12 protein-coding genes are annotated in these 14,793 nt (G+C 74.9%); 9 read left to right on the forward strand and 3 right to left on the reverse strand.

All coding sequences use genetic code 11. The features are described from left to right. Positions 1-307 precede the first annotated feature (307 nt). Positions 308-1,033 carry an HNH endonuclease family protein gene (locus ACFQRF_RS05820; protein WP_379869466.1) on the reverse strand — a complete coding sequence of 242 codons (726 nt, stop codon included), beginning with the start codon at positions 1,031-1,033 and terminating at the stop codon, positions 308-310. 443 nt (positions 1,034-1,476) lie between these two features. On the opposite strand from ACFQRF_RS05820, the gene ACFQRF_RS05825 reads away from it, so the two are divergent. Next, positions 1,477-2,481, forward strand: a complete 1,005-nt coding sequence (locus ACFQRF_RS05825) for an extracellular catalytic domain type 1 short-chain-length polyhydroxyalkanoate depolymerase (RefSeq protein ID WP_379869468.1) — start codon at positions 1,477-1,479, stop codon at positions 2,479-2,481. A gap of 18 nt (positions 2,482-2,499) precedes the next feature. On the opposite strand, the gene ACFQRF_RS05830 is transcribed toward ACFQRF_RS05825, so the two are convergent. Further along, positions 2,500-3,075: a TetR/AcrR family transcriptional regulator gene (locus tag ACFQRF_RS05830; protein ID WP_379869469.1), complete on the reverse strand. Its 576-nt coding sequence runs from the start codon at positions 3,073-3,075 to the stop codon at positions 2,500-2,502. Positions 3,076-3,809: 734 nt separating this feature from the next. Between ACFQRF_RS05830 and ACFQRF_RS05835 the strand changes: the two genes are divergently transcribed. From ACFQRF_RS05835 to ACFQRF_RS05850, 4 genes are all read left to right on the forward strand, one after another. Next, on the forward strand, positions 3,810-5,333 hold the full coding sequence (locus tag ACFQRF_RS05835; protein WP_379869471.1) for a DHA2 family efflux MFS transporter permease subunit: 1,524 nt from the start codon (positions 3,810-3,812) through the stop codon (positions 5,331-5,333). 568 nt (positions 5,334-5,901) lie between these two features. After that, entirely contained in the window at positions 5,902-6,540 is a 639-nt protein-coding gene (locus ACFQRF_RS05840; RefSeq protein WP_379869473.1) for an SCO family protein, read from the forward strand. Positions 6,541-6,680: 140 nt separating this feature from the next. Then, positions 6,681-7,307, forward strand: coding sequence for a copper chaperone PCu(A)C (locus ACFQRF_RS05845; protein WP_379869474.1), 627 nt, complete (start codon positions 6,681-6,683; stop codon positions 7,305-7,307). 41 nt (positions 7,308-7,348) lie between these two features. Continuing rightward, positions 7,349-8,632: a Dyp-type peroxidase gene (locus ACFQRF_RS05850; protein ID WP_379869476.1), complete on the forward strand. Its 1,284-nt coding sequence runs from the start codon at positions 7,349-7,351 to the stop codon at positions 8,630-8,632. 159 nt (positions 8,633-8,791) lie between these two features. On the opposite strand, the gene ACFQRF_RS05855 is transcribed toward ACFQRF_RS05850, so the two are convergent. Next, positions 8,792-9,103: a transposase gene (locus ACFQRF_RS05855; RefSeq protein ID WP_379869477.1), complete on the reverse strand. Its 312-nt coding sequence runs from the start codon at positions 9,101-9,103 to the stop codon at positions 8,792-8,794. A gap of 43 nt (positions 9,104-9,146) precedes the next feature. Here ACFQRF_RS05855 and ACFQRF_RS05860 point away from each other — a divergent pair, with 43 nt between their 5' ends. The 4 genes from ACFQRF_RS05860 to ACFQRF_RS05875 all read left to right on the forward strand — a co-directional run bounded on the left by ACFQRF_RS05860 (position 9,147) and on the right by ACFQRF_RS05875 (position 14,067). Continuing rightward, positions 9,147-10,544, forward strand: a complete 1,398-nt coding sequence (locus tag ACFQRF_RS05860) for a PepSY-associated TM helix domain-containing protein (protein ID WP_379869479.1) — start codon at positions 9,147-9,149, stop codon at positions 10,542-10,544. A 244-nt stretch (positions 10,545-10,788) separates the two neighbouring features. Then, positions 10,789-11,298: a hypothetical protein gene (locus tag ACFQRF_RS05865; protein WP_379869480.1), complete on the forward strand. Its 510-nt coding sequence runs from the start codon at positions 10,789-10,791 to the stop codon at positions 11,296-11,298. A 122-nt stretch (positions 11,299-11,420) separates the two neighbouring features. After that, positions 11,421-12,485 (forward strand): FAD-dependent monooxygenase, encoded by a 1,065-nt coding sequence (locus ACFQRF_RS05870; protein ID WP_379869482.1) that lies wholly within the window; start codon positions 11,421-11,423, stop codon positions 12,483-12,485. A 181-nt stretch (positions 12,486-12,666) separates the two neighbouring features. Next, positions 12,667-14,067, forward strand: a complete 1,401-nt coding sequence (locus ACFQRF_RS05875) for an FAD/NAD(P)-binding protein (protein ID WP_379869483.1) — start codon at positions 12,667-12,669, stop codon at positions 14,065-14,067. Positions 14,068-14,793: the final 726 nt, after the last annotated feature.

Below are 14,793 nucleotides of genomic sequence, written 5' to 3' on the forward strand. Positions count from 1 at the left end.
GGACGGCTCGGCGGATGGGTGGTCGCGCAGTCGCCGAAGCCCGATTCACGGAGGGTCCGCCTCGCCGTCACCTCTCCAACCGCACTCGCCGACCGACCGTTCGGTATTGCGGAACGGCCGTAGCGCAATATACCGCAGCGGATCAGCAACAAAAAGGCATTCGCCGAAAGTACCTATCAATCGGTCGGTATCGACCGGTCGCCCGCCCGGCCGGCGGCACCGAGCGCGGGACCGTGCACGGACGGTGAGCGTGGAGGAGCCCCCGCACCGCCCCCAGGGGATCGCCGGGCGGTGCGGGGGCGCGTGGTCACGGCGCCTGCTCGACGGTGAGGGTCTCGTCGGGGCAGCCGGCCGCGAGGGAGGTCAGCGCCTCGCGCTCACGGGTGTCGACGGTGAGCCCCCAGCGCAGCTTGACGGCCGTCCACTCGGTGACGTAGCGGCAGTGCGCGTCGGACAGCGCCGGCAGCCACTCGGCCGGGTCCTTGTCGGCCTTGGACCTGTTCTGCCGCGCGGTCACCGCGACGAGCGCGCGGGCGTCGCCGAGGTCGTTCGCGTAACGCATCCGGCGCTCGGCCCGCCACTCCGACGCGCCGCTGTCCCACGCCTCGGCCAGTGGCACGACGTGGTCGATGTCCAGCCCGGACGCGTTGCCGACGCGCTGGCCGTCGTAGTAGGAGTCCCACTCGCCGCCGGAGATCCGGCAGCCGTCACCGACGTCCGGGGGCGTGACGGCCTCCTCGACCAGCACCTCCGCGCGGGTGTTGCAGCCGTCGCCGTCCTCGTCCACCCAGTGCCGGAACGCCGAGCGGGAGTAACCGGTGCGGTCCTCGTCGGCGACCGGAAGATCCGCCACCGCCTGCCGCAGCGGGACGGAGACGGTCGCGGCCGTCTCCCCGGGCACGGCCTCCGCTTGCGCCGGCGCCGCCAGCAGCGCGCCCCAGGCCACCATCGCTCCGAGCCCCGCGATCAGACGCACGCCACGGGCCGGTCCGCTCTTCCGTCCCACGGTCGGCTTGACCGTTGTCGACTTCATGCCACTCCAGGCACTCGCAGTTATGAAACGTGACGGTTCGTGTCCTGACATGGCCGACGGCAAACGCGACCGAAATCCGAAACGGCGGCCGGGGGCACCCCGAAACGCGCCGGGCGCACGGCGGGCATTGCGCAGCGAATCGACATTTCGCTGACCTCGCCACAGAATGCACCGGCACAAATCCGGAACTGCCGGATTCCAACCGACGTCGCAATTTCCCGGGGATACGGTCGGCGCCCGGCGACGGCGTTGCGGGAAAGCGGTATTCCGCCGCACGGATACCGGCGGCGTGGACGGCCGGCGTCGCCCCTGGCCGGCACCGCGCCCGTGGGCGAGCGCCACACGGCCGGGCCACCGGCCGTGTGGCGCTCGCCCATATGAACGAGGTCACATCGCGGCTATGTTCGGCGCACTCCGTACCGCTCGCTTCCCGGAGGCCGCACATGTCCTCGTGCACGGAACGAATCCCGCCCCGCCCACCCGCCCGCGCCCGAGCCCTGCTCGGCATGATCCTGCTGCTGCTCGTGTCCGCGACGGCGCTCGCACCGCCGGCGCGTGCCGCGGCGCTCACCGAGGTCACCGGCTTCGGCGACAACCCCGGCGGACTGGCCATGTACGCCTACGTGCCCGCATCCGCGGAGGCCGGCGCCCCGCTGGTGGTCCTGCTGCACGGGTGCACCCAGAACGCCGCCGCCTACCACGCCGGCTCGGGCTGGCAGAAGTACGCCGATTCCGCCGGGATCGTCCTCGTCTACGCCGAACAGCGCACCACCAACAACATCTCGCGCTGCTTCAACTGGTTCCAGCCCGGCGACGTCGCGCGGGACCGCGGAGAGGCACGGTCCATCCGGCAGATGGTGGCCCACGCGCACGCCGCGTTCGGTGCCGATCCGGACCGGACCTACGTCTCGGGGCTCTCCGCCGGGGGCGCCATGGCCGCGGAGATGCTGTCGGCCTATCCGGAGACGTTCGCCGGCGGCGCCGTCATCGCCGGCCTGCCCGCCGGTTGCGCCACCGACCTGCTGTCCGCTCTCGGCTGCCAGAATCCGGGCAGGGACCGCACTCCGGCGCAGTGGGGCGACGCGGTCCGGGCCAAGAACCCCGGTTACACGGGTCCGTGGCCGCGCGTGGCGATCTGGCACGGAACCGCCGACACCACCGTGGTGCCCGCCAACGCACGGGAGTCGCGCGACCAGTGGACCGACGTCTGGGGGATCGGCCAGACGCCCACCACGACGACCCGGTTGCCCGGCGGCACCACCCTGGAGGAGTACGCGGCGCCTGCCGGCGGCACCGCCGTCGCCGGTTACCTCGTGGAGGGCATGGGACACGGCACGCCCGTCGACCCCGGTCCGGGCGCCGAGGAGTGCGGCACGGCCGCCGCCCACTTCCTGGACACCATCTGCTCCAGTTACCACACCGCACGGTTCTGGGGGATCGTCGGCTGACCGGCCGGGCCGCGCCGATCAGGCGGCCGGCCGCGCCGCGCGCAGGGCGTCGAGTAACTGGTCGGCGTAGACGGAGCCGACGTCGGAGACCGAGCGCCCGTCGGCCGGACGGTACCACGTGCTCAGGTGGTGGACCGAGCCGAGGAAGAAGTCCACGACGATGTCGGCGGGCACCTGCGTGGTGAAAGCGCCGGAGCGCTGCCCCTCGGCGATCAGGGCGCGGAACAGCACCCGGTAGCGGTGGCGGGCCGCGCGCACGGCGCGGCACCGTTCGGCGACGGCCGGGCGGTACGCGCGGAAGACCACGGTGGTGTCGTCCGGCTCGGAGACGGCCGCCGCCACGGCGTCGGCCGCGGCCGCCCGCACCCGCTCCACGACCGGGACCGGACGGGCGGCGATGCGTTCGAGGCGGTCGGCGTCCCGGCGCGCGGCCCGGGCGCAGACGGCGTCGAGAAGCGCGGCCTTGCCGGCGTAGTGGCGGTGCAACAGCCGTTCGGTCACGTGGGCGGCGTCGGCGACGTCGCGCAGCGAGGTGCGGTCGATCCCGCGCTCGGCGAACAGCCGGGTGGCGACGGCCAGCAACCGGCGCCGCACAGCCGCATCCTGTTCCGGGAACGGACGGGAGGCACGGTCGGCGGCCGGGAGGGTGGCGACCGCCGTCTCCGGCACGCCACGGGTTCGGACAGCCACGGGGAAGCCTTTCTGCGGCGGCGAAACCTGTGGTGATAGGTCCTTTGCGGCCCCGGCGAGCGGAACCATCTTCACCTTAGACGCACGGACGGTCGCTCAAGGTCCGCTCGCCCGCGATTCACAGGGGGTTTACACCGCGGTCACACGGCGACGCCGAACCCCGTGGGGAATCGGCACGGCAGGGCCGGGATGCCGTCCCGGCGACCGCGCGCTCGCGGCGGGTCGCCGGGGACACGACCGCCCTCCTGGCCTGTCGCGCGACCGCCGCGCCGCCCTGACCGGCACGGAGCCCACCGGTGGCATGGTCCGCCCCGCATCGGCACCGGCCCGGGCGGTTCCGTTGACGCCGCGGTGCCGGTCCTCGAACGTTCCGGCCGCGTCCGCTCCGTCCCGGCGGGAGGCCGCCGGGCGTCGTAGTGTCGAAGGGGAGGGTCGACGTCCATCCGCCTTTCGGGCGGGGGCCGGCTCCCGCCGAAGACGACGACGCGCAAGGAGAGTCTCGTGTCGGCTGGCATCGCTACCACCGGGCAGCGCCGCTCGGCAGGGTCGGGCGGTGCGGGCGCGCCGCCGCCCGTGGCCGGATCCGGTGCCGCTCCGGCCGTTCGGTCCGGCGGCGTCCGGCGGGGAGGGCGGCCGGCGTGAGCGGCCGTGGTGGTTTCCGCCGAACCGGGGACGCGCCCGAGGCCGGGGCGATCGCCTGGGGGACGCCGGCCGCACGGTGGCTGCTGACCGCGACCGTGCTCGGGTCCGGGATGGCGTTCCTCGACTCGACGGTGGTGAACGTGGCGCTGCCCGCCATCGGTGCCGAGCTCGGCACCGGCGTGGCCGGGTTGCAGTGGATCTCCAACAGCTACCTGCTCACGCTGTCCGCGCTGATCCTGCTGAGCGGCGCGCTCGGCGACCGGTTCGGCCGGGTCCGGGTGTTCGCGGTGGGGGTGGCGTGGTTCGCGCTGGCCTCCCTGCTGTGCGTGGCGGCCACCAGCACCGAGGCGCTGATCGCCGGCCGGATCGCCCAGGGCGTCGGCGGGGCGCTGCTGACTCCGGGCAGCCTGGCGATCCTGCAGACCGGGTTCCGCAAGGAGGACCGCGGCCGGGCCATCGGCGCGTGGTCCGGGCTGACCGGGGTCGCGTCGGCCGTGGGCCCGTTCGTCGGAGGGTGGCTGGTGGACGCCGGATCGTGGCGGCTGATCTTCCTGCTGAACCTGCCGCTCGCCGCCGCGGTGCTGCTGATCGCCTGGCGGCTGCCGGAGTCCCGGGATCCGGCGGCGCACGCCCGGCTCGACTACGCCGGGGCCGGGGCCGCCGTCATCGGGCTGGCCGGGGTGACCTACGCGCTGATCGCGGCGGGCGAGCAGCCCTTCCACCCGGTGCGGGTGCTGGCCAGCGGCGCTCTGGGACTGGCCGCTCTGGCGGTCTTCCTCCTGGTCGAGCGGCGCGGCGACCACCCGATGCTGCCGCTGAGCGTGTTCCGCTCGGTACGGTTCAGCGCGGTGAACGTGATGACGGTGCTGCTGTACGGGGCGCTGGGGCCGCTGTTCTTCCTGCTGGTGATCTTCCTGCAGGAGGCCATGGACTATTCCGCCCTGGCGGCGGGCGCGGCGGCGCTGCCGATCACGCTCCTCATGCTGGCCCTGTCCGGCCGTTCCGGGCGGCTGGCCGAACGGATCGGCCCGTGGACGCAGCTCACCCTGGGGCCGCTCGTCGTCGCGGCCGGCCTGGTCCTGCTGGCCCTGGACAATGGCCGCAGCGGTTACCTGACCGGGGTGCTGCCCGGCGTGCTCGTGGTGGGTGCGGGACTGGCTGCGACGGTGGCGCCGCTCACCGCGACCGTCCTGGCGTCCGCCCCGCTGCGGCACGCTGGCGTGGCGTCGGGCGTGAACAACGCGGTGGCCCGCGGCGCACAGCTCATCGGGGTGGCGGCCGTCCCGGTACTGGCGGGCGTGACCGGACCGCGTGGGGTCGCGGGCGGCTTCGCCCCGGCCATGCTCATCCTCGCCGCGCTCAGCGCGGCGGCCGGGCTGCTCGCCCTCGTCCTGCTCGGCCGCGAGCGGCGCGCGGCCGCGGTCCCGGCGGAGACCCGGCGGGCGCTGTTCTGCGGCGCGGAATCGCCGCCGCTGCGGACTCCTCCGCCGCGGGCGGAACCGGGCTCCGGCGACGGCTGACCCGCCGCCTCGCCCCTCCCGCCCGGCCGTCCGGCGCGGGCCGGCGTAGTCGGTGTCGGCGTCGAACTCGCCGACGATGATCAGTGGCTCGGAGTAGCCGTCGCGCTCCAGCTCCACTTGGGGCTCGGGACGGTCGAGGGTGCTGAACCCCGCGCATCAGCGTCCGACAGCCCCGGCCCGTCCGGTACCGGACCCGGTACGCAGGGCAAAGCCCCGATCACCCGGCCACGGGCCGCACCTCCCTACGCCCACGTGCCGGGGCCCAACGCCGCGATCGGTGGCGAACCGTTCGGCTCCGGGCCCCACGAGGAACGCGGGCGGGCGTCCGGGGCCGTCCCTGCCCGCGACCGCGGGCGGAAACCGGCGCCGGCGCGCATGCCGGTCACGTTCCCGTGTGCCGGAGCCGGTCCGGGCGGGGCATTCGACGACCGGGACACCAGAACGTGACGCACGCCACAAGGCGATCGCGGCGCCGTCCGGAACCATCGCGGACCACCGTCCGACTTGCTGTCCGGAACCGGTCATACCGGTCGGCTCCATGACGAACGGGTGGAACGGAGGGCGACGGATGGTGGCCACACGCGGGCCCGGGCGGTCCGGGACGGCGGTGCGGGCCGCGGCTCTGGCGGGGCTGGTGCTGCTGGCCGGATGCGCCGGCGGCGGCGAGGAAACCGCACAGGAGCGGCCCGACTTCTTCCTGGAGGTCCCGGACGGCGCCATGCGCGCCCCGGCGCAGGAGTTCCGCACGGTCGAGGGCGAGGAGTGGAGCTTCCGCGGGGTCGCGGACGACCGGCTGACCCTGTTGTTCTTCGGCTACACCAGTTGCCCCGACGTCTGCCCGACCACCATGGCCGACGTGGCACAGGCGATGGCCGGCATCGGCGCCGACGCCGAGCGGATCGATGTCGTCATGGTCAGCACCGATCCCGAGCGTGACACCGACGAGCACTTCCGGGCGTGGCTGGACGGCTTCGACCCCGACTTCGAAGGCGTGCGCGGGCCGATCGACCAGGTCGTGCGGGCCGCCGAGGAATACGGTATCCCGATCGACGCGCCCGTGGTCACCGACGGGGAGTACCTTGTCACGCACGGCGGGCGCCTGGCCGTGCTCCGGCCCGGCGGCGACCCGATCGGGTTCTTCGACGAAGGGACGGCCGCGGACGAGCTGAGCCTGCTACTGCCCGAACTCGTCGAGGACACGCTGTGAACTCGCCGCCCGTGAACGAGAGGAGAGATCCCCCGGGCGCACGCCCGCCCGGCCGCCTCCGGGACGGCCGGGACCCCCGCGACCGACACCGACCGGGACGGGTACCGGCCCGCCCCGCCCGAAAGCGATCGGAGGTTGCTGTGCTGGCCCTGTTCCCGCTCTGCGCACCCCACCCCCACTCCCCTTCCGGTGAACGGCGTACCGGCCCGGCGGATCCACGATCCCGGATCCGTGCGCTGCTGGGCGCCTGCGCCGTACTGCCGCTGCTCGCGCTGCCCGGCTGCGCGGGCGCCCCGGAGTCCGCCCCCACCCCCACACCCGCCCAGGAGCCGGAGACGGGATCGGCCGCCTCCGGTGAGGTCCGCGTGGACGGCGCCTGGATCCCCGAACCGGCGACGCCGGACTCCACCACGGCCTACTTCACCGTCACGAACGCGGCCGAGGCCGACGACGCCCTGGTCGCCGTGGAGAGCCCGGTCTCGGGCGAGGTCGAGCTGGGATCCACCACGGAGACCCCCAGCGGCGCCTCGCAGATGGGCGTGGTCGAGGAGATCCCCGTCCCCGGTGGCGGCTCGACCGAGCTGCGGTCCGGTGGCTTCCACCTCATGGTGAACGACCTCTCCGAGCCGCTCGCCGCCGGGGACGCCGTCACGTTGACGCTCACCTTCGAGAGCGGCAGCGTCCTCGACGTCGAGGCCCCCGTCCTGGAGCGTTCGGCCGGTCCCTCGTCGGAGGACGGCGGCGCCGAAGACCACTCCGGCCACTGAGCACCCGCAGTGGCGGGAGCCGGGCCGCAGGACGGACCACCATGACACGACACGACGCGCCGGCCCCGATGTCCCGGCGCGGCCTTCTCGCGACCGCCGGGGCGGCCGGACTGACCGGCCTCGGCTCCGGGCTCGGGGCCGGCGAGATCCTGCGCCCGCTGGTGGGTGGGGACACGGCCGGCCGCGCCGCCACCGAGCGGCTGGCCATGGCCTCGGGGACGGCCGCGACCGGATCGCGGCTGCAGCCGGGCGTCGCCGGAGCCGCTCCGGCGTTCGTCCACGTCATCGCGCTCGACCTCGTGGCGCCGGCGCGCGAGGCCGCCGAGCCCGCCCGCGCGGCCGCGGCCGCCGTGCTGCGGACCTGGTCCACCGAGGCGGACCGGCTGATGGCGGACGGACCCGCCGCGGCGGTGGCCGGCGCCGCATCCGCCGGTCTGCTGCCCGCCTCGCTGGCGGTCACCGTCGGGCTGGGCGGCGCGCTGCTGGACGCCATCGGGCGCGCCGCGCGCCGCCCGGAGCAGCTGGCCGATCTGCCCGCCTTCGCCACCGACGAGTTGCGCGAAGAGTGGTGCGGCGGCGATCTGCTGCTCCAGGTCGGCGCGGAGGATCCCATGGTCCTCGCGGCGGCCGTGCAGCACCTGGTGTCCGCCGTGACGGCGCACACCCGGATCCGCTGGTCGCTGCGCGGCTTCCAGCGCACGGCCGCGGCGGCACGGGACCCGGCGGCCACGCCCCGGAATCTGATGGGCCAGCTCGACGGCACCGGCAACCCGCCCCGCGACGAGGCGCTGTTCGCCGCCACGGTCCGGGCGCGCCCAGCCGATGGCCCGGCCGGATGGATGGCGGGCGGCAGCTACCTCGTGGTGCGGCGGATCCGGATGCTGCTCGACGACTGGTACGCGCTGGACGCCGGGCACCGCGAGCGGGTCGTCGGCCGGCACCTCGACACCGGAGCGCCGCTGGGCGGGCGCGGCGAGGGCGACGACGTTCCGCTGCACGCCCGCGACTCCGCCGGCCGGCCGCGGATCCCCGCCGACGCCCACGTGCGGCTGGCCAGCCCGGAGAGCAACCTGGGCGCCCGGATGTTCCGGCGCGGCTACAGCTTCGACGAGGGCTGGCGCGCCGACGGCACCCGGGACGCGGGGCTGCTGTTCATGGCCTGGCAGGCCGACCCGTCGCGCGCCTTCGTCCCCGTCCAGCAGCGGCTCGCCGACGGCGGCGACGCCCTCAACGCCTACATCCGGCACGAGGGGAGCGCCCTGTTCGCCGTGCCGCCCGTACCGGACGCCGGCCGCCACATCGCCCAGGACCTCGTCGAGGACTGAGCCCCCTTCCCCCACTCCGCGCTCTCTCCCCCCGACCCCAGGAAGCGAAGGGACTTTCAATGATTGAGTCGAGCCGCCCGGACGCCCGGCGTCGAGGGGGTGAACGCGCGGTCGTCGCGCGGCGCCCACAACGCGTCCCCCGTCTGCGGGCCAGAGCCATCAGTGCTTCTCGAAAGTTCCTTCCCCTGGAGCGTTCGGGCGCGTGCCACTCCCGGTTCGGCCCGTTCCCGTCAGGGACGACGGCGCGGACAGGCGGCGAACCCGCCCGAGGCCGCGGTGGCGGCGCCCGGGCCGGTGCGGCTCGCCGGTGATACGCCCCGAGTCGCGCGGGACCGGCGCGAGCCCGGCGCGGGAGGCCAGGCGTCCCGCGTCCCGGTAGATGGCCACATCCCCGGCCACGATGGCGAACCCGCACCCACCCGGGTACCCATCCCCGGCAGGGACAGGGCGACCCCACCCAGCCCGCGGCACGCCGGAAACCCGGTACCAACACCGACGACACTAAGGATCCCCCATGCCCGACATCCCCGCCGACGCCCCGAACCCCCCTCCGGCGCCCCCGGACGATGGCACCACCCGCCATGGCGTCCCGCGCCCGTCGACGTGGTCGCTGCTCCGCCCGCTCGTGTTGCGCCTGCACTTCTACGCCGGGCTGTTCGTGGCGCCCTTCATCCTCGTCGCCGCGGTGACCGGCCTGCTGTACGTGTGGACGCCGCAACTGGAACAGGCCGTCTACGCGCACGAGCTGCGCGTGCCCGTGGGCGCGGAGCCGCTCCCGCTGCACCAACAGATCGCCGCGGCGCGCGCCGCGGCCCCGGACGCCGTCGCGCACGCCGTCCGGCCGGGCGGGAGCCCCGAGGAGACCACACGGGTGCTCTTCGACACCGGCGAGCTGGCCGAGAGCACCCGTCTCGCCGTCTTCGTCGACCCCTACACGGGCGAGGTGCGCGGCACCTTGGACAGCTACGGCAGCAGCGGAGCGCTCCCCGTGCGCGGCTGGATCGACCTGCTGCACCGCGAGCTGCACCTGGGCGACGCCGGGCGGCTGTACAGCGAACTCGCCGCGAGCTGGCTGTGGCTGGTCGCCGCCGGCGGGGTCGCGATGTGGGTGACGCGGCGGCGCCGGCGGCGGGTGCGCGGCCTGCTGGTCCCTGAACCGCGGGCGCGCGGATCGCGCCGCACGCTCTCCTTCCACGGGACGATCGGACTCTGGGCCTTCGTGGGGCTGCTCCTGGTGTCCGCGACCGGCCTGACCTGGTCGCAGTACGCCGGGGAGAACGTCACGTCGATCCGCTCGGCGCTGAGCTGGCAGACTCCGGCCGTCTCCGCGGAGATCCCGGCGGACTCGCCCGGCCCGGTGGGCGTCGACGTCGGCGTGGACCGCGCCCTGGCGGCGGCCCGTGCGGCCGGTCTGGAGGGACCGGTGGAGGTGATCCTGCCCGCGGGCGGCGACACCGGTTACACGATCAGCGAGCTGGACCGGAGCTGGCCGACCCGGTTCGACTCGGTGGCGGTCGACCCCTCGACCGGCCAGATCACGGACACGGTACGGTTCGCCGACTTCCCGCTCATGGCCAAGCTCGCCCGCTGGGGCATCGACGCCCACATGGGGCTGCTGTTCGGGGTGCCCAACCAGCTGGTGCTCACCGCGCTCGCCCTGGGCCTGGCGACGGTGATCGCGCTGGGGTACCGGATGTGGTGGCGGCGACGCCCGGCCGCCCGCCCGGGGATCGCGCCCGTCTGGCGGGCGCTGCCATGGCACCTGAGGGGCGCGGTCGTGGTGGTGTTCGCCGGTCTCGGCCTCCTGATGCCGCTGCTGGGCGCCTCCCTGCTGCTGTTCGTGGCCGGTGACCTGCTGCTCACGCGCCGCGGCGGCGGCCAGGCCGCATCCACAGGGGTGCCACGCGCGTGACCGGGTGACGTGACGGCGTCGTTTCCGTCGCCCCATGGCACACGTCCCGGCGGCCGAATGCCGCCCGCAGGCGATCAGAGCGGCCATCGAGCTCATCCCACGGGAGGGCACCGCCGCCGGGACGGTCCGCGCCATCGCGCTCCGCACGCCCGGCCACGCGGCCCGTCGGCGGGCCCCGGCCCGGCGGTCCGGGTCCGCCGCCCCGCTGGCACCGTCCGGGCGTGACCGGCCATAGGCTGCCCGGGTGGGGAACGTCATCCGCGGCGGAGCCGAGGAGCTGCACCTGTCCAACGGCGGCACCGAGGTGCTGGTGGAGGTGCTGATGCTCGCGGCGTCCACGCTGGCGGCCCGCGAGTGGGAGTTCCGGTTCGCCGCACTGCTCGCCCTGCAGGACCAGCACGTCATGGGACGGGGAGCCGTGGGCTTCGACCTCGCCGACATCGACTGGGGCGGCCACCCGGCGGAGCGCACCGGTAACCGCGACGCCGTGCTGCGGGTCGCCGATCTGGCGCTCGCCCGGCACCGCTGGGACGAGCTGGGCTACGATCCGCCCCGCACTCCGGAGTACCTGCGCCGGTTCCGCTCGATGGTGGCCAAGTTCGACCTGGCCACCCCCGTCAACGACCCGCCCGAGTTCCCGCGGCCCGGCGACGTGCTCCTGGCCGGCTGCCCGCGGCACCGCCTCCTCACCCCGCTGCCGTGGTACCCGGCGTGCGTCCGGTGCGGCGCCGAGCCGCGGGACGGTCGCCACTGACGGATCTCCGCCGCGCCAGGACGGCCGCACGCGACCCGGGCGCGGAAAACCGGTGGCCCACGGCGCTCCCCCGGCCTAGGGTCGGGCGGTGGTGGCCTGCATCGGGCCGGAAGGGAACGTCAATGAGAGTCCTCGTCTGCGGCGCGGGGATCGCGGGGCTGGCGCTGACGTGGTGGCTCGGCCGCGACGGTCACGAGGTCGTCCTCGTCGAGCGGGCGCCGGCCGGGCGCCGGGCCGGTTACCTGATCGACTGCCAGGGCCCTGGCTACGACGCCGTCGAGCGCATGGGGCTGCTCCCACGGTTGCGAGAACGCGCCTCGGCCCTGTCCGAACTCGTCTACCACCGTGACGACGGGAGCGTCCGGGATCGTTTCACCGACGAGGGGCCCGCCGCCGACCGGATCGTCTCCCTCATGCGGGGCGACCTCGCGGAGATCCTGTACGACGCCCTGCCTCCCGGCTCCGACGTGCGGTTCGGGATCACGGTCACGGGGGTCACCGACCACGGCGACGGCGTCACGGTGCGGCTGAGCGACGGTACCGCCGAACGCGCGGACCTGCTCGTGGGCGCCGACGGGATCCACTCGCGGGTCCGGGCCCTGGCCTTCGGCGCCGAGGACCGCTTCGTCCGCGACCTGGGGTTCCACACCGCCGCCTACGTGCTGGACGACCCCGACACCGCACGCGGCCTGGGCGCGGCGCTGCACATGCTGGAGGCGCCCGGCCGGCAGGTCGGTGCCTACCCGGCCGGGGGCGGCCGGGTGGCCACCCTGTTCACGCACCGCACGCCGCCGGGCGGCCCGCTGCCCGCCGATCCCCGGGCCGAGCTGCGCCGGATGTACGGCGGTCTCGGCTGGCTCGTCCCGCACCTGCTCGATCGCTGCCCCGACCCGGCGGAGGTGTACTACGACCGGGTGGCCCAGGTCGAGATGCCGTCGTGGAGCAGCGGGCGCGTGACGCTCGCCGGGGACGCGTGTCAGGCGATGTCCCTGCTCACCGGCCAGGGCGCCGGCATGGCGCTGGCCGGCGCGGAGGCGCTCGCCGCCGAGCTGCGGCGCGGCGCAGACGCGCCGGTGCCCGACGCCCTCGCCCGCTACCAGGAGCGCCTGCGCCCGGTGGTGCTCCGGTTGCAGGCCGAGGGACGCGCCGCCGCGCAGGAGTTCGTGCCCGCGGCCGGCCCCTCCTGAGTCCCGCGGGGACGCGCACCTGGTGGCGGCGCACCGGGCGCGAGATCGGGTGTCCGGGAGGTGATCGGCGTTCCCTCCTGCGCGGCGGCGGCGAGGCGGGTAGGTTCGTACCGCACGGGTCGTGGCGGTACGACCGCCGGATTTCTTCCACTCCCCAATTCCGACCGCTAGAGTAGGTTTTATGGCAGACCAGGCGCCGGACCCCGGCTGTCGCCCGATCATCGCGTTCGTCGGGGGTGGGGCGAGCGCGACACTGACGGCGATCGCGCTGCTGCGTGCCACCACCTGGCTGCGGCTCTCCTACCGTGTGGTCCTCGTCGACGAGCACGGCCGGCACGCCCGGGGCGTGGCCTACTCCACCGAGGACGTGCGCCACCTGCTCAACTCGCCCGCCAAGGGCATGTCGGCGCTCCCGGACCAGCCCGGCCACCTGGTGGAGTGGGCGGTGCGGCGCGGGCTGCGCTGCGGCCCGGAGACGTTCCTGCCACGCCGGGTCTTCGGCGACTACCTGGCCGAGACGCTGGCCGAGACCGCGCGGTGGGCCGAGCCGCACGCCACGGTGGAGCGCCGCACCGCGCGGGTGGTCCGTGCCGAGACCGCCGCCGAAGGAGTGGTGCTGCACCTGGCCGGCGGCGAACGGCTGACCGCCGCGGCCGCGGTCGTGGCCACCGGCAACGCGCCCCCCGATCCGCTCGCGGGAACCGGCGGCCTCCCGGGCGTCGTCGCGGACCCCTGGCACCCGGTGTCCGGGGTCGCCCGCGCGCGGCCGGGCAAGGACGTGCTCGCGGTGGGCAGCGGCCTCACCATGGTGGACGTCGCGCTCACGCTGACGGCCGCGGCGCCCGGCGTGGTGGTGCACGCGGTCTCGCGGCACGGGCTGCTGGCGCACCGGCACCGCCCGCCGGTGGTCGCACCGCCCGGCCTGGTCGACCTCTCCTCGGCGGACGGACCGCTCCCCCTGCGGACGCTGGTCCGCCGGGTACGCGCGGCGATCAGCGGCCACCCCGGCGACTGGCGGCACGTGGTCGACTCGCTGCGCCCGCATGTCCCGGAACTCTGGCAGGGCCTGTCCGCCGCGGAGCAGCGGACGTTCCTCGCACGGCTGGCCCGCTACTGGGAGTCGGCCCGGCACCGGATGGCGCCCGAGGTGGCCGACCGCGTGGACGCGCTGCTCGCCGCGGGCCGGCTGCGGCTGCACACCGGACGGCTGAGCGAGCTGCAGGCCGGGCCGGACGGTCTGCGCGCGACCCTGAGCGGTGGGGAACGGCTGCGGGTCGGGACGGTCGTCAACTGCACCGGCGCCAACCCGGGCACCGCGCCGTTCGTCCGCCGCCTGCTGGCCGACGGGCTGGCCCGCCCCAACCACCTCGGCCTCGGCCTGGACACCTGTCCACGGGGCGCCCTGGTCACCCCCTCGGGCCGGGTGAGTCGCCGGCTCTTCGCCCTGGGGCCGATCCGCCGCGGCCAGCTCTACGAGACCACCGCGATCCCCGAGATCCGCGCGCAGGCCGAGCAGCTGGCGCAGCGCGTCGCCGACACCGTGCTGCGCGACCGCGTGGTCGAGCCGACCGTCATCCCCTAGCCAGTGTCCTGAGTCGTTGATTCGATGGTGATCAGGATGCGATGCCCGCATGGGACATTGCGGCCCTGCGAAACCACCATTGTTGATCAGTGACAACGACCGTCGCGCACGTCAGCGGATCGCACGACGGCGGACCTACGCGCGGGTCGTGGCGCGCGCGGATCAGCCCGCGCTGCTGCGATGGCGGATCCGATGCGCGGGCCGCCCGGGAGCCGTATCCGGCCACAGACGGTACGCACGTGGCGCGGCCGCTATCTCGACGGCGGCCTGCACGCCCTCTCCGGATCCAGGCCCTGAACCGGTCGGCGCCGGTCCCGCGAGGTCGCGACGAAAAAGCCGGGACGTGATCCGGGCGACGCTGGAAAAGCCGCCACCCGACGGTGGAACGGCACTGGCCGGCACCGATGGTGGCCGCCCGGTCCGGGCTCGGCCGGACCGCCGCCTGCGGTGATGGATCGACGGCTGGAATGGGGATCCCAGGCCGTTCGGATGGGTGCAGACCGCCGAAGAGATCTTCGAGACCAGCACCGCCCATCTTCGTCGAATCAACGACTCGGAACACTAGATGATCGAGTCCCATGTCTTCAGTGGTCATGGGCGAAGAGCGAGCGTTCGGCCGGGGCGCCGGTCTCCCGGTTGTGCCGGATCGCGGCGGCCGGGGCCAAGAGCCGCTGCCCGGTGCGGGCGAACACTCCCGCCTCAGCGCGCCCACCTTGGGATTCCAGG

It is taken from the genome of Marinactinospora rubrisoli, assembly GCF_042664915.1.
GTDB lineage: Bacteria > Actinomycetota > Actinomycetes > Streptosporangiales > Streptosporangiaceae > Marinitenerispora > Marinitenerispora rubrisoli.